The following is a 21755-nucleotide window of genomic DNA, read 5'->3' on the forward strand; positions in this document are numbered from 1 at the left end:
TATATTTGAATATATAGATTAGAATTATATAACAAATATGCAAAAAAATTACTTTTTAAAATTATTGGGTGTATTTTCGTTAATCGCTTTATTTACAGCACTTTCCTGTAATTCGAGTGATGAACAATACACTCCGGTCACTCCGGTCAGTGTAGATTTAACTCAGGTTCCCTACCCTAAACTTTCGGATTATAAATTCTTCACCGGAGACCTAAAATACCTTACTCCTGCCGTAGGCGTGCTCCCTTTCAAACCTGCTAGTGCCTTATTCAGTGATTATGCTCATAAGAAACGATTTGTGTGGATGCCCTCCGGAGTAAAAGCCACCTACAATGGCGACGGAAATGTTCTGGAACTTCCTGTTGGAGCAGCGCTGATAAAAAACTTTTATTACGAACACGTTCAACCTTCCAACACAACTAAACTGATCGAAACAAGAATCATGATCCGAAAAGCCACCGGATGGATTTTTGCCAATTATGTCTGGAATGACGAGCAAACCGAGGCCTTTCTTGATTTAAACGGAAGCTATAAGGATATTTCATGGATGGACGAAAACAATCAAATCAAGAATGTCTCCTACAGAATTCCTTCAGAAGTTCAATGCATTACCTGCCATAAAACCAAACAGACGGTAAACAATGTGGAACAGACGATTTATCTCCCTATCGGTATTAAACCTCAGAACCTGAATTTCAATTACACCTATGGTTCCGAAGTAAAAAACCAATTAATCAAATGGATTTCGCAAGGCTATCTGAATGATAATTTTGCCCTGCCTACTGCCTCCAATTCAACAGTCGATTACGAAGACACTTCAAAACCGATTGATTTGCGCGCGAGATCGTATGTAGACATTAATTGTGCTCACTGCCATACAGACAACAAGCATTGTGATTACAGGCCTATGCGCTTCGCTTTCAGTCAAACAGGCGGAACAAACGGAAATACTATGATGGGAGCCTGCGTCGATACGGAAGACATGCAGGGATTCCCAACTACTTTAGCCAAAATTGTGGCTCCCGGCAACATCAACAAATCAATGTTATACTACAGAATCAATACCACAAACGAAACTTACAGAATGCCATTACACGGAAGGACACTTGTTCACACAGAAGGAGTAGCCATGATGGAACAATGGATCAATTCTTTAAGCCCTTGCCAATAAACCAACTTATTTTACTAACCAAAAACAACTAAAGCATGAAAAAAATTACTCCAATTTTTTTATTATTAACCGCCAGCTGGTGGTCTTATGCTCAAGACACCTGCGCCTCTGCTGTTGTTATTTCATCCGGTACGCACGTAATTACAGGTATCAATGGCTCTCAAGTACCTACGCCGGTTTGCGCTTCAAATGGAACCGGGGCTACCTTTGCCGAATGGTATACATATACCCCAAGTGCTAACTACAACGTAACGATCACATCAGACATTGCGGCCAACAATCCAAGAAAAGACACCCGTGTTCACATTTACTCAGGGACTTGCGGCACTTTGGCCTGTGTTGGCGGCGATGACGATTCCGGATCCAACTATTCCTCTGTGGCTACCTTTACAGCCAATGCCGGAACAACCTATTATATTGCCTGGGATAACCGATGGAGTTCCCTTGGATTTTCTTTCCAATTGATAGAAAACCCATACGTCCCACCGGTGCCACCTCCTGTTAGTTATACTTCTCAAACTATTTCAACCGTAAACAGTACTTATAATATTTGTTTGGCGGACATGAATAATGATTACAAAGACGATATAGTCGGAGTAAGCACAAACAGTTTGAAAATCCACTATCAGACAACACCGGGAGCCTTTTCAGTTTCCACCTATACCGTTGCCGGAACCAGCGATATGCCAACCTGGAGCATGGCAGCCGGGGATTACAACAGAGATGGTTACAACGATTTAGTTTTAGGCAGCGGCAGCGGTTTATCTTTCTGGCAATCTAACGGAACCGGGACAGCTTATTCAAACATTAATCCATCTGAATACATCTTTTGTCAGCGAACGAATTTTGTTGACATTAATAATGATGGAAACCTGGATGCTTTTTCGTGTCATGACGTAGCACCAAACGTTTATTACCTGAACGGCCCCGGAAACAGTTTTACCCATTACCAAAGTGGTGTCACTTCCGGTTCGTATAATGTAGGAACACTTTCAACAGGCGGGAATTACGCTTCTATCTGGAGTGATTTTGACAATGACGGCGATGTGGATTTATTCATTTCAAAGTGTTCCGGACCTCCATGCGAATTGCACAGAAATGACGGCAATGGCGTTTTCACCGATATTTCTGCTATCGCACAAATCAACTCAACTCCGGTTCAGTCATGGTCTTCAGCCGTAGCAGATTTTGACAATGATGGTGATATGGACATTTTTGTAGGTGCTAACGGTGGTTCAGGCCATAAATTCTTCAAAAACAATCTGGACACTACAAACAGTGTTGAAGAAGCCTATACCAATATCACAGCTACATCAGGCTTTGGAAGCGATACTTCGATAAGCAGGGATTATATCGCCTACGATTTTGACAATGACGGTAAAGTGGACATTATGGGCGGCGGTAACAAAATTTCCTTCAATCAGGGGAATAATGTTTTTGCACCGTCTACCTATGCCGGTATGGCGATCGGTTCTGTAGGAGATTTGAACAATGACGGCTTTTTGGATATTGCCAATAACAACAAAATCTTTTACGCAGTACCAAACGGTAACAACTGGTTAAAAGTTTCATTACAGGGCATCCAAAGTAACCGAAACGGGATTGGAGCGCGTATTGAGATCTACGGTTCATGGGGAAAACAAATCCGTGATGTAAGAAGTGGTGAAGGTTTTGAATACATGAGTACCTTAAACGCACATTTCGGAATCGGAACGGCTACTCAAGTTTCACAGGTAATCATCAGATGGCCTTCAGGAATAGTTGACACCATCACTAACCCGGCACCAAATCAAAACTTAAACGTAATTGAAGGAAGCACTTTAGGACTTGCTGAAAACACCTTGGGCGGATTCACTATCTATCCGAATCCGGCAAATGATTTTATCCACTTCAACCACACCTCAGGGTTAGAATCTGTTAAGAGCGTAAGCATTTTTGATATGACAGGCCGAAAAATAAAAACGGAAGCCACACTTAACAATTCTGTTTCCGTTCGCGAGCTGCAAAGCGGAACGTACCTGATTGTTTTCGAAAACAGCAACGGTAACAAATACTCAACTAAATTCATCAAGAATTAAAAAGGTATAACTATGAAAAAGCCCCGATTAATGTCGGGGCTTTTTTTATATGATATATCCTTTAAAAAACTCTTACCAGATTGAATCCGAAACAGATTTCCCCTTTATCCCATCGTCCGGAAGTTTGACCTAAAAAACCGGTTTCGTGCATGGCTCTGGAGTTGGTAAAATGCATCTGAAAAACATGCCCTCCGGTTTCCAGATCTACTCCTATGGAAAGTGGATTACGGTAAGCCGATCCGGAAGCCCTGTTCAAATGTGCGGCATAATCCATATTGACCGACCAGCGCTTGGTAATCTTGTATCTTCCGCCCAAACCAAGGGCAAACTGACTGTTATCCTGAGGATTTGGAGAAACCACCGTACCGTCATCGTTAAGAATATCACGCACCGTATTTTCATGAAAATAAGTTGGCGCCACTTCTAACGAAAAGTTATCGGAAAATTTCCTGGACACCAATAGCTGTGTTACATAACTCAACCGATTGCTGAATTCCATTTCCGGATAAACATCTTCCTTCATTTCCGTATTGATCGCTATACTGTTAAAACCTGCAATCGTAAACGGAAAACCGTCTTTCTCCTGTGCTTTAATCCGATACTTTGCCGCAATGTCATACGTTTCCTGAAATCCGCTTCGGGACACATGCAGTGTTAAACAATCCGTCAGGCCATAAACAAATTTCAACTGGGTGTTGGCATTGTCCAATCCGAAAAAATCATCGAACCCGTTCTTCACATAATCGAAACGGTGGGCCACTATAAAATAAAAATCTCCTTTAGCGGCGAGTTTGGTCGATTCCAAATTAACTATTTTCATAGACTTAAAAGCCGATTCCACACGGGTATCGACTTTAACGGTATCTATTTCTGAAAGCAAGTCATCTTGAGAAAACCCTAAAAAAGGCATCAAAAATGTCAAAAGTGCTATTTGTATCCTCATAAATTTCTGAATTACTAATGTTTAGTCCCCTTAACAAAAGCCTCCGGCGACGGTGAATCTTAATTCTTTTGCCGTTACTTCCATGCTATTGCACATAAAAAAAGTAGCGACGCATTCCTGCACTCTACATAGCCAAGGTTATCAGGTTATAACCATCATTGTTTATAAATTAATACGATTTGGATTTGCCTGTAAGGCCGCTTTATTTCCTGCAATGTTCCTTTAGCGCAATATCAAAAACATGCCGCTGCTGATAAGACATCTGAATCAAAAAAAAAACTCAGCATTCTTAAGCATCAATTATTCAGTATTGTACTTTGATCCATTTTCATCTCGCCGAGTAATTCATCATATCCCAGGAACCTTCCTTTTACTTTTACGGCTTGTGCTTCTTTTAACCCAGTCGGGATTTTACCTTCCAGGGAAACGAACATCTTTTCATCGATAACAATCGTATTTTCAGCAGTATCGATTTTTGAAATGGTACCGCTTACCTCGATGGTTTTATCCAGATATTTAGCATTAGCCTTTTGCTCATCTACTGTGAATTCTTGATAAATAAAGTCTGCTGAAACGTCAAAACTTCCTTTTTCCGATGCAATATCTCTATGGTCTTTATACAGATACATGTAAATAGCCCAAGCCATCAGAAAAACAAGAAGCAGCAATAGTAAATAGCCAACTTTTTTCATTGTATTCAAATCATTTCTTACAAAATTAACGAAATATTTTTTTAATATTCAAATTTTAAACACTAACTTTAATAATAAATAAATCGATATGCGTGTAAGGTTTTTATTATTGACGGCAAGTTTCATCACACTAACTTCTTGCAGTAGCGACTCGGAATCTGATCTTTATGGAGAAATTCCCGAGCAGATAACCTATAACAACACTGTAAAGGCAATCATAAACAACAACTGCATCATGTGTCACAACCAGCCTCCTGTAAACGGGGCTCCGATGCCGCTTATCAATTATGATTTTGTCAAGGCTGCCATCATAAGCCGCGGATTAATCGACCGTATATCAAGGCCTCAAGGGGCTCCGGGAATGATGCCGAATGGCGGAACACGTTTACCGCAATCGGAAATCGACAAAATCATTGCCTGGAAAAACGCCAATTACCCTGAATAAAACCATAGCACCATGAACAGATATATACTTTTATTCGTTTCGGCATTCATTTGCCTAACCGGATTCTCGCAGAAAAGATCCACCAAAACAGCCGATCTTCAATTTGAGGCATCCGTACCGTCGTTTGAAGAAGTTGCCGCTAAAAACAAAAACACTACCGTTGTACTCAATACAGAAACGGGTGAAATTGCCGCATTGGCACTTATAAAGGGTTTCCGTTTCAAAATAGCACTGATGGAAGAGCATTTCAATGAAAATTACATTGAAAGCAACCGATACCCTAAAGCCACTTTCAAAGGAAAGGTTCACGGTTTTGACATGGCAAAATTATCAGAGAACAGCCGTGATTTCACCATAAGAGGCATATTGGAACTTCATGGGAAATCAAAAGAAATAACGGTTCCTGCAAAAATCAGAAAAACCGCCGAAGGCATTGAAGTGATTACAAATTTCTCGGTAAACTCAGACGATTTTAACATTCAGATTCCTAAAGTCGTAAGTAATAAAGTTTCCAAAAAAGTAAACATCGGATTAAATTGCATTCTTAAATAAATTGTATTAGTAATTAAAAAAGCCTTTCCGAATGGAAAGGCTTTTTACTTATAACTCTACAGCTTCAAAAGCATTCAGTTTATCAATAAAGAGCAATGTTTTACTGCTGTCGCCACTGCGCGAAAACATGGGTGAAAATTTAGCCCCGTGAACAATTTCATCAAAAGTATAAGAAGTTCGCTTAACCACCGAAGCACTGAACATATCATCAAAGACCTTAACAAAAACCACCAGCTCACCCTTACCACGCTCAAAATCATCTCTTGACATGTTATACAACGGGCTGTCTTCCGTTATTGGGTGTACTAAAGTCCAGCTTAGCGTTAAGGCATTAATCCGCTCCATTTCCAATTCCAGGGAATAAAACTTATTGACCATTTTCCCATCTTCCTCAACACTCATTCCCAGTGTCATTCGGGCTTCTGCATCGGTTAAATTAGTATTCTTGAACGGCGTCATGCGCAACATCAGCCCCGTTCCGTCTTCGTAAGGTGCAATAATAGCATTATCTGAAAATCGGATAAAAGCTTTCGGCTTACTGAAACGCCCGTAAAACAAACCTGTAGCAATAGCAAAACTCAACAATCCGAAAAGCGCTTCAACGGAAGCCACAAAACTGGCCCAAAACCCCGAAGGACTAATGTGCCCGTACCCTACCGTAGTAAAGGTCTGTGCGCTGAAAAAGAAAGCCTGCCCGAATTTATCCAAAGGGTTATCCGCAACAATTCCGTTAAGATGTTCCACCCCGATTAAACTGTACACACTGGCAAAGAAAAGATTAACCAGCAGATAAAACACAAAGATAACCGTCATGAATTTCCACCGCGGCACCACGAGCATCGTGTGATACCAACTGATGCTTTCCACAAAACCAATACCTACTTTTTTAACGTTGGCATCGCCGTTTTTTTCAATAAAGCGACCGCCGTAACTGGAAGCATTGGTCCCGAATCCAGAGTTCTTCTCTGTTTTTGCACGGGAATTGATTCGTTTTAAAAAAGCCATAGAATTGTTTGCTGTTTTTTACCTAAATTGAACTATCAAAGTTACATTAAAATGCAGTACACTTTTAAAGCAGAAATTTACAAAATCGGAATCAATTGGGCGGTAGATGTGCCTGAGAAAATTACACAGCAGTTACAGGCCGTTAAAGGCTACATCCGAATTAAAGGCACTATCAACGGCTTTGAATTCAACAAATCATTGGTTCCCGTTAAAAAAGCTCCGTACCGTTTGTTTGTAAACCTGATTATGATGAAAGGCGGAAAAACAGCTGTAGGCGAAACGGCTCATTTCATTATTGAACAAGACACTTCCGATCCGGAAAAAGAATTTCCGATGCCACCCAAATTTTTACACAAACTTAAAGTAAATAAACTAACGGATGCTTTCAACAGCCTGACACCTTCCAGAAGAAAAGAAATCATCCGCTATATGGGTTTTATCAAGACCGAAGAAACACTGCAACGCAACATTGAAAAAGTGATTGCACAACTCAAAAGCAACGAAAAGAGCACACGGGTTCCGTAAACAAAAAATCCCTCAACTGAGGGATTTTCATATACTAAATTTGACTTATTTACTTAAGTACATTTTTCGTCTTGAGTACAACTCGTAGAACTGATCGTCTTTCAAATCTTCAATAAACAATATACTTTCTCCTGTAGATTTCATCTCCGGCCCTAACGCTTTGTTCACGTTTTTGAACTTGCTGAAGGAGAATACCGGTTGTTTGATGGCAAATCCTTTCAATTGAGGATTGAATGTAAAATCCGTAACCTTATTATGCCCTAACATCACTTTTGTCGCATAGTTCACATAAGGCTCTCCGTATGCTTTCGCAATAAACGGCACCGTACGGGAAGCTCTTGGATTCGCCTCAATGATATAAACGATATCGTCTTTAATAGCGAACTGAATGTTGATCAAACCAACCGTTTTCAAGGCTCTGGCAATTTTATATGTATGGTCTTTAATCTGCTGCATCACAAATTCCCCGATATTGAAAGGCGGTAAAGTTGCATTACTATCCCCGGAGTGCACCCCGCATGGCTCAATATGCTCCATGATTCCAATAATATATACATTACCGTCAGCATCACAGATTGCATCAGCTTCCGCTTCGATAGCACCATCTAAATAATGGTCTAACAACAATTTATTTCCGGGAATCGATTTTAACAAATCAATTACATGTTCTTCCAACTCCTGTTTATTAATTACGATTTTCATTCCCTGTCCTCCCAACACATATGATGGACGAACCAATAACGGGAAATCTAACGAATCGGCTAGTTTTGAAGCTTCTTCAGCACTTTCAGCGATACCGAATTTCGGGAACGGAATGTGTAAATCGGTTAGCAAGTCTGAGAAACGGCCTCGGTCTTCGGCTAAATCCAAAGCATCGAAGCTGGTTCCTAAAATCTTGATTCCGTATTTGTTTAATTTCTCTGCTAATTTAAGCGCTGTCTGACCACCTAACTGAACGATTACACCTTCCGGTTTCTCGTGTTGGATGATGTCATAAATGTGCTCCCAGAACACGGGCTCGAAATACAATTTGTCTGCCGTGTCAAAATCTGTGGAAACCGTTTCCGGGTTGCAGTTGATCATGATGGTTTCGTAACCGCATTCCGCAGCCGCTAAAACCCCGTGAACACAAGAATAGTCAAACTCGATACCTTGCCCGATTCGGTTTGGTCCCGAACCTAACACCACTACTTTTTTCTTGTCGGTTACAACACTTTCGTTGTCTACATAACGCGATCCGTCCGGTCTTTGAATTTCTGCTTCGAAAGTCGAGTAATAGTAAGGCGTTTGCGCTTTAAACTCAGCCGCACACGTATCTACCAATTTGTAAACACGTTTCACACCCATGTCCTCACGCAACTTGTACACCTGACTTTCCAGACAACCCAACATGTGCGCGATCTGACGGTCACCGTATCCTTTTTGTTTCGCTTCTAAAAGCAAATCTTTCGGAAGTGTATCTATTTTATAGTTGGAGATTTCTCTCTCTAAAGCGTATAATTCTTCGTATTGCTTTAAGAACCACATGTCAATCTTCGTGATTTCGTGGATTCTTGACAATGGAATTCCCATCGCAATCGCATCGTAAATTACGAAAACGCGGTCCCAGCTCGCATACGTTAATTTTTCAATAATCTGGTCGTAGTTTTTGTATCCTTTCCCGTCGGCACCTAAACCGTTACGTTTGATTTCCAACGACTGGGTTGCTTTGTGTAAAGCCTCCTGAAACGAACGCCCGATTCCCATTACCTCTCCTACGGATTTCATTTGAAGTCCAAGAGTTCTGTCAGCGCCTTCAAATTTATCGAAGTTCCAACGCGGGATTTTCACGATTACATAATCCAGAGTCGGTTCGAATAAAGCCGAAGTCGATTTGGTAATCTGGTTTTGCAATTCGTCAAGCGAATACCCTAACGCTAATTTTGTAGCAATTTTTGCAATCGGATATCCTGTTGCTTTTGATGCTAATGCGGATGAACGCGATACACGCGGGTTGATCTCAATGGCAACGATGTCTTCTTTTTCATCCGGAGAAACCGCAAACTGCACGTTACATCCTCCAGCGAAGTTTCCGATACTGCGCATCATCAAAATCGCCATGTCACGCATTCTCTGGAACGTTCTGTCCGAAAGCGTCATGGCCGGCGCCACCGTGATACTGTCTCCGGTATGGATTCCCATCGGGTCCATATTTTCGATAGTACAGATGATTACTACGTTATCGTTTTTATCTCTTAATAATTCTAATTCGTATTCTTTCCAGCCTAAAAGCGCTTTGTCAATCAATACTTCGTGAATTGGAGAAGCTTCTAAACCACGGGTTAACAAATCGTCAAAATCTTCTTTCTTGTGTACAAAAGCAGCTCCAGTTCCTCCCAAGGTAAACGAAGGACGGATTACCAACGGAAACCCAAATTCCTGAGCAATTTCTTTTCCTTTTAAGAACGAATTGGCTGTTTTTGCCGGCGCTACCGGAATGTCAATTTTCTCTAATAATTGTTTGAACTGCTCGCGGTCTTCCGTTACATTGATCGCGTTAACATCTACTCCGATCAATCGTACTCCGAAATCCTGCCAAATCCCTTTTTCATCAGCTTCCAAACATAAGTTCAAAGCCGTCTGACCTCCCATTGTTGGTAATACAGCATCGATTTGTGGGTGCGCTTTAAGGATTTCAATAATGGATTTTGTGGTAAGCGGTTTTAAGTAAATATGATCGGCCATGGATGGATCCGTCATGATGGTAGCCGGGTTCGAGTTGATAAGGATTACTTCGATTCCTTCCTCGCGTAAAGAACGTGCCGATTGCGAACCTGAATAATCAAATTCACACGCTTGTCCGATAACGATAGGTCCTGAACCAATAATTAAAACCGATTTTATTGAAGTGTCTTTAGGCATTTTGTTGTGTTGTTGTATGTGTTGCGTAAAAATTTATCAAAAAGGTACAAAAAAAGCGTTACCGATAAAAAGTAACGCTCTATTTATGATTTAAAAAACCATTATTTTTTGTGTCTAGGTTCAGATGAAACCGTTAACTTATGTCTTCCTTTAGCTCTTCTGCGTGCTAATACTTTTCTTCCGTTAGCAGAAGCCATTCTATCCATGAAACCGTGTTTGTTTCTTCTTTTTCTTTTCGATGGTTGAAACGTTCTCTTACTCATTGCTTTTATCTTTAAATCGTGATTTTAAATTGGTCCCAGCTTTGAAAGATTCTGTCGCTTCAAAACCGAGTGCAAATATACAAAGACTTTTATTTCTAGCAAGTCCTTTTTTAAAAATATTTTACTTTTTGTAAATCCTGTCCGGAAATGCTTTGCAAAGATACACTTTTTATGCATTTATTGTTTGCGAAAACTAATTTGGCGACTCGTTTCTATTTACTACATTTGCAATCCAAAACTAAACACATTATGTTTCACAGAAATATCAAATTAATACTTGCCGGGCTTCTTATTGCTTTAGGAATCTGGCAAATAGTAGATAACAGTATCGGAAACGGAATCTTTTTAATATTACTTTCCTCTGTTTTCATTTTTCTTTATTTTAAGAACGAATTCATCCTATTGGCTTTTCTTCAGATACGAAAACAAAATATGGAAGGCGCACAAAAATGGCTTTCCCACATTAAAAACCCGGAAACGGCTTTGGTAAGAAAACAACAGGGTTACTTCAACTATTTGCACGGTATTATGGTATCACAAACCAATTTATCGGCTGCGGAGAAATACTTCAAAAAAGCCATCGAATTAGGCTTGAGCATGGATCAGGATTTAGCCTTGGCAAAATTACAGTTAGCTGGAATCGCCATGACCAAAAGAAGAAAAGTGGAGGCTACCAATTTATTGAACGAAGCTAAAAAACTGGACAAGCAGAATATGCTGAAAGACCAGATCAAAATGATGAAAGAGCAAATGAAAAAAATCTAACATCTTCCTGATTATCAATAATTTAAAAACGTCTTTTACAGGCGTTTTTTTTATTTTAACGCAATATATCGGTTAAATTCACCACTCACCGACAAAGAAAACCCTTCCGCGTTTTAATACGTAATTTTGAGTATCCAAAAACGAAGAAAATGAAACAACTTTACCACTTGTTTATCCTTCTTTTTCTTCTATCTTCTGCGGTTTTCGCACAAGATAGCGCCCATGAATTGTTCTCCTACAACATTCATAAAAACATCAAACCTTACATCAAAAATTCCAATGCTGCTTTTGAAAGAGGAAACATAGTATTGGGGAAAAACTTATTCGATTCGTTGGTACAGAATCACCTCATCGGAACAAAATTCGATAATTTCAGCTTTAAACGGGTCCATCAGAAACGACTGCACCTGAACACCATTCAAAAACCGATTTACCTGCTCACCTATTCCTCCTGGTGCGTGCCGTCCAAAGGGGAAATTCCCGCTTTAAACAAACTTGCTAAGAAATACGAAAAAGACGTTCAGATAGTAGTAGTCTTTTGGGACCGAAGACACGATATGAAAAAATTGGCCCAGAAATTCAGCTGGCGTATTGAAGTGTGTTACGCCCATGAAACGTATAACCGGGACAGTTACATGGTCTCCACCTTAAAGCACACCTTAGGAATTCCCACTACTTTTTCCATAGACGAACAGATGTACCTGATTGATGTTCGCAGAGGCGGCATCAATCCGGGTCCAAAAACAAGTTATGCTGATTCCTTTAAATTGAATTACAACTGGTTTGAAAAAGGACTCAGCTACCTCATTTTCAATGAAAGATACAGCCGAAGCCGATGGGTGAATCACTGACTATTTCCCTAAAATCATTTTTCCGGCAATCAACAACAGGATCACCCCAAAAATCTTCTTCAGCATTTTCTGATCGATACTGATGGCCAGCTTACTTCCGAAGTAACCGCCCACTACAAAAAACAACGCTATTACCGCCGCAAATCGCCAATCGATATAACCTTCTTTGTAATAATTATAGACCGCCACCGCTGTAACAGGCACCACTAAAACCGCAAGACTCGTTCCCTGTGCCTGATGTTGTGAAAAACCCAACAACAAAAGAAGCGGAACCATTACAATTCCTCCTCCTACACCGACCAACCCACTGAGCGTACCGGCTAAAAGCCCGATAAGCATCAGCATAAGCAATGTTGTTAACGTCATAGCTCTCATTTATTTTACATACCCCTCCAACGGGATTTGAATGGTATAAACTTTATTCGGCAGCACTACCAGCTTTTTATCACGTAGCCATGGGTTGTGAATTTTCAGGATTTTGTAATTAACCCCCTGATCTATTGCGAACTGCGCCAGATTATCGATATTCGCGTTCACTTCTACTTTTTTAGTCGGAAGTAATGGATACAATACTGTTGGCGGCATTTGATAGCCATATTTCTCCTGATTCTGCATGATTTCTTTTAAAGCAAGGATTCGGAACACATAACGATAGGTTTCATCCGTTAGCAACATATCGTAATAATCATTCACTTTCTGCTCTTCCATCATGCGAAGAATACCGTTTAAACCGCCGTTGTAGGATGCCGCTGCCAATGTCCAGCTTCCAGATTTTTCTTTGGCTTTCAAAAGGTATTTACAGGCAAATTCTGTGGATTTTTCAAGATCATAACGCTCGTCCACGGTTTCGCTTACTTCCATCCCAATTTCTTTGGCTGTTGCCGGCATGAATTGCCAAACCCCTTTAGCCCCGGAAGGCGAAGTGGCATTGATCAGTCCGCTTTCAATAACGGCCAAATATTTGAAATCGTCAGGCACTCCGTATTTTTTAAGTATCGGTTCGATTACCGGAAAAGCACGATTGGCTCTTTTGATCACCAACTCCGTAGTAGCATGAAGGTTAATATTCACGGTCAACTCCCTGTCCAGACGTTCGCTCACATCCGCTAGTTGCATCGGCACTTTTTCCCCGCAGAAATTCATATCCGCAGGCAAGGTCGTGTGCACATACGAATGCACGGTTCGCAAACTGGACGTCGCATAAATAAACAATCCGCTTACTACGACAACCGAGGCAATCACTAAGGTTTTTCTAATCACTTTCATACTTTCTCTTTTTAAATTATTCGGCTATTATTCTCGGCAGGTTTTCGTTCATCCATTTCGGTTTGAACAGAATCATGGCATGGGTTCCGCCTTTCACCACCTTACAATCTTTAATATTCTTAATCGGAAAAACATCGTCACTATCCCCATGGATGTGAATTACGTTTTGGTCCGGTTTTTTCCGCTTCCAGTTCAACACATTTTCAATCGCCCATTTCAGATAAATTTTATCATTAACCGAAAGATACATTTTATACAGCTCCAATCGCTCTTTCACCTTTTCCCCCATTCCATATTTCAGCAGAAATTCGATGTTGGAAAAAATACCCATCGGAATAAGCTTGTAAGCTCTTGTATTTCGGGCCACTTTAAGCCGTATTGGGAATTCCCCCTGACATTTCACGCTCGAAATGATAATCGTTTTTCGCACCGGGATGATTTTAGCCATTTCCTGAACCAATATCCCACCAAAGGAAACCCCAATCAAAACCGCATTTTCATCCTTTATTTCCTCCGACATCCTTTTGGCATAATGCTCGAGCGATTCTTTTCTTTCCGGCAAAAACCATTCCAGCAGATGCGTTTCGAACTGCTCTTCCGGCAAATGGATTTTTTCGAAAATTTTTGGACTCGCTGCCAGACCCGGCATAAAATAAACTGGAATTTTACTCATGACTGAAACTAAACACGGCTTGGATTACAATTGAAATTTTCATAAAAATAGCACTTTTAGCGGTTTATACCGAATTCCGGAGTCTTAATTTTAGGGCAAAAATCAATTTTCGGCAGTTTTCCACAACAAATCACCGCTTTGATATTGATTGTCAAATGAGTAACTTTGCAGAATATTTTCCGCACAACTAAACACACCGCAATGACTATTAAGAACAATGAATTTTCAAGACAATTTGAAACGACAGTAGACGGTCACTTGCTCACGATTGAATATTCCTTTCAGGAGAAAAAGATTTTCCTGACCAAAGTAAATATTCCCGAGCAGCTTGACAATTCGGAATCCTTATCTGATTTTCTGAAACAGATCCTGGAAATTGCCGAAGAAAAAAAATGGAGAGTCGTACCCATCCATCCTAAAGTGGCGGCCTTCTTCAAAAAAAACCCTACTTACAAAGAATTACTTCCTCCGGGCATAAAAATCTAAAAAATTAAGTCGCTTCAAAAGAAAGCGGCTTTTTTATTTCTGAAAAAGCTGTACATTTAGGGCATGAGCTCAGAGGAATTCTATACCGATATCATTCACTTTTTTGAAGAAATCGACAAATATTACGGCAGCAAAACAGACATAACAGAAGGCATCTGCACTTCTTCGGGTGACTTTTCCGCAGATTACGCTACCTGGAATCTTTTTGAATTTGAATTAATCCGATCGGCTTACCGCAATACCGGTGATCGTTTCATGCTGGAAGGCAACGGCATGTATTATGAAATTTCCGCCCAGTCCATCGTTTCCTTTACCCAGCCCGGACGCAACAAATTCGAGTTTGTGGAACGCTTGGGCGAAAACGTTTACCGGATCACGAAATTGAGGTTTCATTACAGGTATTAAAGAAAAAAGAGCTAAGAAGTAGAAAAAAGACAATCTAATGCTGCCTATTTACCTGCTTCTTGACTCTTGTCTCTTGATTCTTGTCTCTTGATTCTTGTCTCTTGATTCTTGTCTCTTGATCCTACACCAACTACTTACGCCTCAACATTCAAAAACTCCATACGCACACTGCCATCTTCATCAATTCTTGTCAGGTTGATCGCGTGTAAGGTATTAACCAATTCCGGATTCCAAGGGGTTTTTACTTTTACGTAATTTTCGGTGAATCCGTGGATATACCCTTCTTTGTTTTCCCCTTCAAACAATACGGTTCGGCTGGTTCCGATTTGACTCTCATAGAAAGCACGGCGTTTTTTTACGGACAATCCGCGTAACATTTTGCTTCGTTTCGCACGGACATTACCCGGCACAACGCCTTCCATTTCAGCAGCTTCGGTATTATCCCGTTCGGAATAGGTAAACACATGCAGATAAGAGATTTCCAGTTCATTCAGGAAGTTATAGGTTTCCAGGAAATGTTCATCGGTTTCACCCGGAAATCCGACAATCACATCCACCCCGATACACGCATCCGGCATTAGCTCACGGATTTTCGCTACCCTTTCGGAATACAATTCACGCAGGTAACGACGTTTCATCTTTTTAAGAATATCATTGCTTCCGGATTGCAACGGAATATGAAAATGCGGTACAAAAGTGCGGCTCTGTGATACAAACTCTATGGTTTCGTTTTTCAACAGATTCGGCTCGATGGACGAAATGCGCAAACGCTCGATGCCTTCCACATTATCCAAGGCCTGAACCAGTTCAAAAAAAGTATGTTCGTGTTTTTTGTTCCCGAATTCCCCTTTACCGTAATCCCCGATGTTCACACCGGTCAATACGATTTCTTTGATGCCCTGCTGTGAAATCTCTTTGGCATTCTTCATTACGTTTTCCATCGTATCGCTACGGGAAATCCCACGCGCTAAAGGAATGGTGCAATAGGTACATTTATAATCGCAACCGTCCTGTACTTTTAAAAACGCACGGGTTCTGTCGCCGATGGAATAACTTCCCACGTAAAAATCAGCTTCTTCGATTTCACAGGAATGAACTTCGCCCATATCGTTTTTAGACAAGTCGTTGATGTAATCCGTGATTTTAAATTTTTCGGTCGCCCCTAAAACCAAATCCACGCCATCCACATCAGCCAGTTCTTCCGGTTTTAGCTGCGCATAACAGCCCACGGCCGCAACGAACGCTTTGTCGTTGAGCTTCATGGCTTTTTTTACGATCTGTTTGAATTGTTTGTCGGCGTTTTCAGTTACCGAACAGGTGTTGATCACGTAGATATCGGCAACTTCTTCAAAATCCACCCGGTCAAATCCTTCGTCCTGAAAGCTGCGTACAATGGTTGATGTTTCTGAGAAGTTCAGTTTACAGCCTAAAGTATAAAAGGCTACTTTTTTCTTGTTTTCCATACTGTAGCTCAATTGATGAAATCGTTGTCAAAAAATTGAGGCTGCAAAGCTACACACAAAAATCGGTTTGAAAAAATTATTAAAAAGCTAAATATCAATTCTTTGCAGAAACACATCCACCCAAAACCCTAAACACTGAAAATCAAACTCTTGAAACCGGCTCCTAAAATCTATACAGACCTAATACAACACTGTGCAAAAAAAATCCCAACTACTGTCGGGATTATTTATCGTTATTTTAAATTCTTAGGTGCCAGCATATTTTCCGGATTCAGGATGTCGTCCAGTTGTTCTTTCGTTAGAATATTGTGTTCCAATACCAGATTGTAAACACTTTTGCCGGTTTCCAATGCTTCTTTGGCAATCTTGGTACTGTTTTTATAACCGATATACGGATTCAAAGCCGTTACTATACCGATACTGTGCAACACCATTTCGCGACAATGCTCCACATTGGCTGTAATCCCGTCGATACATTTTTCACGTAACGTATCCATCGCATTAGACAGCAATTGCATGGATTCCATGATGGCATACGTTAAAACCGGTTCCATTACATTAAGCTGCAACTGTCCTGCCTCAGCCGCCATGGTAACCGTCAGATCATTACCGATTACACGGTAACACACCTGATTCATCACCTCCGGAATTACCGGATTCACTTTACCCGGCATAATGGAAGAGCCCGGTTGCATCGGTGGTAAATTGATTTCATTCAAACCACAACGCGGTCCGGAAGACAACAATCGCAAATCGTTACAGATTTTGGATATTTTAATCGCCATCCTTTTAAGTGCCGAAGAGTAAATCACGTAGGCTCCGGTGTCCGGCGTTGCTTCAATTAAGTTGGGTGCTGTAAAAATGGCCAGTCCCGTTACAGTTGCCAGGTTTTCGGCGCAAAGTTTTGCATATCCCGGTGCTGCATTGATTCCCGTTCCGATGGCAGTAGCCCCCATATTGGTTTCCAGCATCAGGTTGCAGTTGTGGGTTAACCTATCCACTTCTTCGTCCAGTGTTGCTGCAAAGGCTTCAAACTCCATTCCTAAAGTCATCGGAACAGCATCCTGCAATTGGGTTCTTCCCATCTTCAGTACGTGTTTGAACTCCTCTCCTTTTTTCCGGAACGAAGCGATTAAGTCTTTAAGATGCTCGATCAGCTGAATATTAGAGTTAACCGACGCAATACGAATTGCTGTTGGATAAGCGTCGTTGGTGGATTGCGAAAGGTTCACATGATCATTAGGCGAACAAAACTGGTACTCCCCTTTCTGATGCCCCATAAGTTCCAGAGCGCGATTGGCAATTACTTCGTTGATGTTCATATTGGTGGACGTACCTGCACCACCCTGAATCATGTCTACCGGGAACTCCAGATCGAATTTACCGGTAAGCACTTCCTTGGCCGCGTCAACGATAGCGTTCTTCAGATTTTCGTCTAACAATCCCAATTGAAAATTGCTTTCGGCTGCAGCCCATTTTACATAGGCCAATCCTTTGATGAATTCAGGAAACTGATGCAGCTTCACCCCTGAAATCTTAAAATTATCAATAGCTCTTTGCGTTTGTATCCCGTAATAGGCCTGCGCCGGAACCTGCAAATCGCCCAGCAGATCGTTCTCTATTCTGTACATGTGCTTGGTATTTAAATTTCTTCCTGGCTTCTGCCGATATCGTCAATGGAGTCCTGCTCAACTACCGCTTTGGACCATTTTTTCTTAAGCAAATAATAAAACAGCCAACATGTGGCAATTCCAATAGGCAATCCTATCACAGTCATTAACACATTATCATCCCAGTCGACTTCAATATCAAATGCCATCGAACACACCCCCAGGATAACCCCTCCGATAAGTTGTCCGGCATAATAACTTATTACTCCTAAAATGGCATATACCCATTTATTCTTATTGTAATTATCAGCCAGTTGATAAAAATATTTCCCTACGCTGAATATCAGTAATATCCCTATCATATTATTCTTTTCTGAATTTTTTGGTTTCCTCGAAAACGTGTTCCAGAATTTTAGCATCCTGTTCCGTGAATTCAAGATGGCGGCGTGACATTACGATCTTTGCCGTCTCAAAGGCCTTTTTGGTTAAATAGGTCGTAAAACCGGAAGCCCCGCCCCAGGAAAAACTAGGCACGAAATTGCGTGGAAAACCACTTCCGAATATATTGGTACTCACGCCCACTACCGTTCCGGTATTAAACATGGTATTGATACCGCATTTGCTGTGATCGCCCATCATCAAGCCACAGAACTGCAGTCCGGTTTTGGCAAATCCTTCGGTTTCATAACTCCAGAGTTTTACTTCTTCGTAGTTGTTTTTAAGATTTGAGTTGTTGCTGTCTGCCCCAATATTACACCATTCCCCTAAAACGGAATTCCCTAAGAAACCGTCATGTCCTTTATTGGAATATCCGAACAAAACCGAGTTATTCACTTCCCCTCCAATTCTCGAGTGTGGCCCAACGGTTGTGGCACCATAGACTTTGGTTGCCAATTTCACCTGTGCTTCTTCACACAAAGCAAATGGCCCGCGGATTACGGAACCCTCCATGATCTCGGAATTTTTCCCGATATAAATAGGCCCGGTTGAAGCATTTAAGGTCACGAATTCCAGCTTGGCTCCTTCTTCGATAAAGATATTTTCCGGAGCGATTACATTTACGCTTTTAGGAATCGGTTGCGAAAAACGGCCTTCGGTGATGAGTTCGAAATCTTCACGCAAGGCGATATCGTTTTTAGAGAAGATATCCCAGGTATGCTGAATCTGTATACAGTCCTGGGTGTATTCAATGATTTCGTATTCATCAAAATTCACCTCTTCCTGATTTTCCCTGCTGTAAAACGCAATTACTTCATCATTGAAGAAAATAGCCTGATTCGCTTCAAGGGAACGTACCATTTCCGAAAGAATTTCATTAGGCAAAAAAGAAGCGTTGATCATGATGTTTTCTTCCATTTCCACCATCGGGAATTTTTCCATCAGGTATTCCTCGGTTAACGTAGTGGTGGTATATCCCAGATATTTTTCCCATTTCTCACGGATGGTCAGAATTCCAACACGGATGTCGGCCACAGGTCGTGTAAAGGTGAACGGAAGGAGTGCATTACGAACGGTTCCGTCAAAAAGTATGTAGTTCATCTTCTTGTTTATTTGTTGAATCGGTTATTTGGTTAACCGGAAATCCAAAGTTACAAAGTTTTCCCTCAGATAAAAATAAAAAAGCCTCCCAAACTTGGAAGGCTTCTGTATCGTGTAAAAACAGCTATTATTTGCTGAATTTCGCGTATTTGTTTTTGAATTTATCAATACGTCCTGCAGTATCGATAAGTTTAGATTTACCTGTATAGAATGGGTGAGATGTTCTTGAGATCTCCATTTTGAATACTGGGTACTCTACACCGTCAACAGTGATGGTTTCTTTAGTTTCTACTGTAGATTTAGTAATGAATACATCTTCGTTAGACATATCTTTGAAAGCTACTAATCTGTAATTTTCCGGGTGAATTCCTTTTTTCATGGTAAAATCTTTTTTATTAATGGTTACAGTCGTCCTGATGCTTTTATTTCCTAAAAGGTATAAACGAACCGTAACTTTTTTGTTTATAAACTTTTTATTTCAGGCTGCAAATTTACAACTATATTTTTAATTTCAAATAATTGTGTAACTTTTTTTAAAGACTGACAACTAACCGCTGATACTTGAGAATTGTTATATTTGTAAATTATTTAAACCAAAAACCAGGAAACTATGAATCCAATTGTAAAACAAAACGGAATAAACTACGGAATTGCCATGGGAATCATTTCAATTCTGATCACCGCAGTCATCTATGCAGTTGATTTAAAATTATTTGTCAACATGTGGTTAGGATTCGCCATTATCGCTACATTTATTGTAATCGGAGTGGTTCTTGTTTCAAAAACAAAAAAGCAGCTTGACGGCTTGATTACTTTTAAAGATGCGTTCACCGTATACTTTATCGCCGCTGTGATTGGCGCTACCATGTCTGTAGCTTTCAATATTGTTTTATTCAACTTTGTTGATCTGGAAGCAAAAGACACGCTAAACGAAATTGCTTTGGAAACTACGGTAAATATGATGAAAAAATTCGGAGCTCCTACTGAACAGATTGCCAAACAGGCCGCTGCAATGCAAGGAAACGACAACTATTCTATCGGCAATTTATCCAAAGGACTGGTTTTCAATTTTATATTTTCTGCTGTTTTCGGATCGATATTAGCCTTAATCTTCAGAAATAAATCCTCGAACAACTTAGAATAATTTAATGAATTTATCCATCATAATTCCTTTACTGAACGAACAGGAATCGTTACCCGAGCTGCATTCATGGATTGTCAAAGTCATGCGTGAGCACAATTACTCCTATGAAGTTATGTTCATAGACGACGGCAGTACCGATGATTCCTGGAAAATCGTAGAGAAACTTTCCATTGAAGACCCAAATGTTAAAGGGATCCGTTTTTTAAGAAACTACGGAAAATCCCAGGCGTTACATGCCGGTTTTGCCAAAGCCCAGGGCGATGTCATCATCACCATGGATGCCGATTTACAGGACAGTCCGGACGAAATACCGGAGCTTTTCAGCATGATTACCAAAGACAATTTCGATTTGGTATCCGGATGGAAAAAGAAACGTTACGACTCGGTGGTGGCCAAAAACCTGCCGTCGAAATTATTCAACTGGGCCGCCCGTAAAACCTCGGGGGTACAACTGAACGATTTCAACTGCGGCCTGAAAGCCTACAAAAACATTGTGGTAAAAAACGTGGAAGTTTCCGGGGAAATGCACCGCTATATTCCGGTTTTGGCTAAAAATGCCGGTTTCGGGAATATTGGCGAAAAGGTTGTAATCCACCAGGCGCGAAAATACGGTTCTTCCAAATTCGGGATGAGCCGCTTCATCAACGGATTTCTGGATCTGATCACCATTTGGTTTTTGTCGAAATTCGGCAAACGCCCGATGCACTTATTCGGCGCTCTAGGCGTGGTGATGTTCCTGATCGGATTCTTATCGGCCGGCTACATCGGAATTATGAAACTTTATAAAATCTACAGCCACGAAGCTGCTATTTTAGTAACCAACAACCCTTGGTTTTACATTGCTCTGACTACAATGATCATCGGAACACAACTCTTTCTTGCCGGTTTTCTGGGCGAGATTATTTTACGAACCAAAAGCAATGAGGAACGTTACAAGATTGCCAAAGAAATCAACCTGTAAGGTTCGCGTTAACTTAA

General features: G+C 40.7%; 24 protein-coding genes. 11 read left to right on the forward strand and 13 right to left on the reverse strand.

Going from position 1 to position 21755, the window contains the following annotated elements:
- The first annotated feature begins 37 nt into the window (after positions 1–37).
- Both ACWPKD_RS04270 and ACWPKD_RS04275 read left to right on the forward strand, forming a co-directional pair.
- Positions 38–1171, forward strand: coding sequence for a hypothetical protein (locus ACWPKD_RS04270; protein WP_455411446.1), 1134 nt, complete (start codon positions 38–40; stop codon positions 1169–1171).
- Between the two features lie 35 nt (positions 1172–1206).
- A complete protein-coding gene (locus ACWPKD_RS04275; protein ID WP_455411447.1) occupies positions 1207–3249 on the forward strand; it encodes an FG-GAP-like repeat-containing protein in 2043 nt (680 codons plus the stop codon).
- A 61-nt stretch (positions 3250–3310) separates the two neighbouring features.
- On the opposite strand, the gene ACWPKD_RS04280 is transcribed toward ACWPKD_RS04275, so the two are convergent.
- Entirely contained in the window at positions 3311–4192 is an 882-nt protein-coding gene (locus ACWPKD_RS04280; protein WP_455411448.1) for a DUF5777 family beta-barrel protein, read from the reverse strand.
- A 296-nt stretch (positions 4193–4488) separates the two neighbouring features.
- The gene (locus ACWPKD_RS04285; protein WP_455411449.1) at positions 4489–4884 is read right to left on the reverse strand and encodes an OB-fold protein; all 396 of its coding nucleotides are present in this window, start codon (positions 4882–4884) and stop codon (positions 4489–4491) included.
- Positions 4885–4972: 88 nt separating this feature from the next.
- Between ACWPKD_RS04285 and ACWPKD_RS04290 the strand changes: the two genes are divergently transcribed.
- On the forward strand, positions 4973–5329 hold the full coding sequence (locus tag ACWPKD_RS04290) for a c-type cytochrome (RefSeq protein ID WP_455411450.1): 357 nt from the start codon (positions 4973–4975) through the stop codon (positions 5327–5329).
- Between the two features lie 12 nt (positions 5330–5341).
- Positions 5342–5881 carry a YceI family protein gene (locus ACWPKD_RS04295; protein WP_455411451.1) on the forward strand — a complete coding sequence of 180 codons (540 nt, stop codon included), beginning with the start codon at positions 5342–5344 and terminating at the stop codon, positions 5879–5881.
- Between the two features lie 48 nt (positions 5882–5929).
- Here ACWPKD_RS04295 and ACWPKD_RS04300 read toward each other — a convergent pair whose 3' ends face one another.
- Positions 5930–6886 carry an ion channel gene (locus tag ACWPKD_RS04300; RefSeq protein WP_455411452.1) on the reverse strand — a complete coding sequence of 319 codons (957 nt, stop codon included), beginning with the start codon at positions 6884–6886 and terminating at the stop codon, positions 5930–5932.
- 51 nt (positions 6887–6937) lie between these two features.
- Between ACWPKD_RS04300 and ACWPKD_RS04305 the strand changes: the two genes are divergently transcribed.
- Complete coding sequence (locus ACWPKD_RS04305; RefSeq protein ID WP_455411453.1) at positions 6938–7411, forward strand: YdeI/OmpD-associated family protein; 474 nt, start codon at positions 6938–6940, stop codon at positions 7409–7411.
- Positions 7412–7456: 45 nt separating this feature from the next.
- On the opposite strand, the gene carB is transcribed toward ACWPKD_RS04305, so the two are convergent.
- The gene (gene carB / locus ACWPKD_RS04310; RefSeq protein WP_455411454.1) at positions 7457–10312 is read right to left on the reverse strand and encodes a carbamoyl-phosphate synthase large subunit; all 2856 of its coding nucleotides are present in this window, start codon (positions 10310–10312) and stop codon (positions 7457–7459) included.
- 101 nt (positions 10313–10413) lie between these two features.
- Positions 10414–10575, reverse strand: coding sequence for a 50S ribosomal protein L34 (rpmH, locus tag ACWPKD_RS04315; RefSeq protein WP_008464848.1), 162 nt, complete (start codon positions 10573–10575; stop codon positions 10414–10416).
- A 249-nt stretch (positions 10576–10824) separates the two neighbouring features.
- On the opposite strand from rpmH, the gene ACWPKD_RS04320 reads away from it, so the two are divergent.
- Together ACWPKD_RS04320 and ACWPKD_RS04325 are read left to right on the forward strand one after the other, a co-directional pair.
- Entirely contained in the window at positions 10825–11340 is a 516-nt protein-coding gene (locus tag ACWPKD_RS04320) for a DUF2892 domain-containing protein (protein ID WP_455411455.1), read from the forward strand.
- Between the two features lie 149 nt (positions 11341–11489).
- Entirely contained in the window at positions 11490–12191 is a 702-nt protein-coding gene (locus tag ACWPKD_RS04325; RefSeq protein WP_455411456.1) for a TlpA family protein disulfide reductase, read from the forward strand.
- Here the strand turns inward: ACWPKD_RS04325 and ACWPKD_RS04330 are convergent, their stop codons facing one another.
- From ACWPKD_RS04330 to ACWPKD_RS04340, 3 genes are read right to left on the reverse strand one after another with little or no spacing between them, the layout of a single operon-like run.
- Positions 12192–12557 carry a sulfite exporter TauE/SafE family protein gene (locus tag ACWPKD_RS04330; protein ID WP_455411457.1) on the reverse strand — a complete coding sequence of 122 codons (366 nt, stop codon included), beginning with the start codon at positions 12555–12557 and terminating at the stop codon, positions 12192–12194.
- 9 nt (positions 12558–12566) lie between these two features.
- Positions 12567–13457, reverse strand: coding sequence for a lytic transglycosylase domain-containing protein (locus ACWPKD_RS04335; protein ID WP_455411458.1), 891 nt, complete (start codon positions 13455–13457; stop codon positions 12567–12569).
- 16 nt (positions 13458–13473) lie between these two features.
- Positions 13474–14130 carry an alpha/beta hydrolase gene (locus ACWPKD_RS04340; RefSeq protein ID WP_455411459.1) on the reverse strand — a complete coding sequence of 219 codons (657 nt, stop codon included), beginning with the start codon at positions 14128–14130 and terminating at the stop codon, positions 13474–13476.
- Positions 14131–14331: 201 nt separating this feature from the next.
- Between ACWPKD_RS04340 and ACWPKD_RS04345 the strand changes: the two genes are divergently transcribed.
- Positions 14332–14616 (forward strand): GNAT family N-acetyltransferase, encoded by a 285-nt coding sequence (locus ACWPKD_RS04345; RefSeq protein ID WP_455411460.1) that lies wholly within the window; start codon positions 14332–14334, stop codon positions 14614–14616.
- 63 nt (positions 14617–14679) lie between these two features.
- Positions 14680–15021 (forward strand): hypothetical protein, encoded by a 342-nt coding sequence (locus tag ACWPKD_RS04350; protein ID WP_455411461.1) that lies wholly within the window; start codon positions 14680–14682, stop codon positions 15019–15021.
- 134 nt (positions 15022–15155) lie between these two features.
- Here the strand turns inward: ACWPKD_RS04350 and mtaB are convergent, their stop codons facing one another.
- The 5 genes from mtaB to ACWPKD_RS04375 all read right to left on the reverse strand — a co-directional run bounded on the left by mtaB (position 15156) and on the right by ACWPKD_RS04375 (position 20012).
- Positions 15156–16484 carry a tRNA (N(6)-L-threonylcarbamoyladenosine(37)-C(2))-methylthiotransferase MtaB gene (gene mtaB / locus ACWPKD_RS04355; RefSeq protein WP_455411462.1) on the reverse strand — a complete coding sequence of 443 codons (1329 nt, stop codon included), beginning with the start codon at positions 16482–16484 and terminating at the stop codon, positions 15156–15158.
- Positions 16485–16717: 233 nt separating this feature from the next.
- Positions 16718–18115 (reverse strand): aspartate ammonia-lyase, encoded by a 1398-nt coding sequence (gene aspA, locus ACWPKD_RS04360; protein ID WP_455411463.1) that lies wholly within the window; start codon positions 18113–18115, stop codon positions 16718–16720.
- 11 nt (positions 18116–18126) lie between these two features.
- Entirely contained in the window at positions 18127–18456 is a 330-nt protein-coding gene (locus ACWPKD_RS04365; protein WP_455411464.1) for a hypothetical protein, read from the reverse strand.
- Position 18457: 1 nt separating this feature from the next.
- The gene (locus ACWPKD_RS04370; protein WP_455411465.1) at positions 18458–19633 is read right to left on the reverse strand and encodes a GlmU family protein; all 1176 of its coding nucleotides are present in this window, start codon (positions 19631–19633) and stop codon (positions 18458–18460) included.
- 127 nt (positions 19634–19760) lie between these two features.
- On the reverse strand, positions 19761–20012 hold the full coding sequence (locus ACWPKD_RS04375) for a type B 50S ribosomal protein L31 (RefSeq protein WP_455411466.1): 252 nt from the start codon (positions 20010–20012) through the stop codon (positions 19761–19763).
- Positions 20013–20243: 231 nt separating this feature from the next.
- Between ACWPKD_RS04375 and ACWPKD_RS04380 the strand changes: the two genes are divergently transcribed.
- Positions 20244–20777, forward strand: a complete 534-nt coding sequence (locus ACWPKD_RS04380) for a DUF4199 domain-containing protein (RefSeq protein ID WP_455411467.1) — start codon at positions 20244–20246, stop codon at positions 20775–20777.
- Positions 20778–20781: 4 nt separating this feature from the next.
- Positions 20782–21738: a glycosyltransferase family 2 protein gene (locus ACWPKD_RS04385; RefSeq protein WP_455411468.1), complete on the forward strand. Its 957-nt coding sequence runs from the start codon at positions 20782–20784 to the stop codon at positions 21736–21738.
- Positions 21739–21755: the final 17 nt, after the last annotated feature.

The sequence above is a fragment of the Flavobacterium pedocola genome (assembly GCF_053764385.1).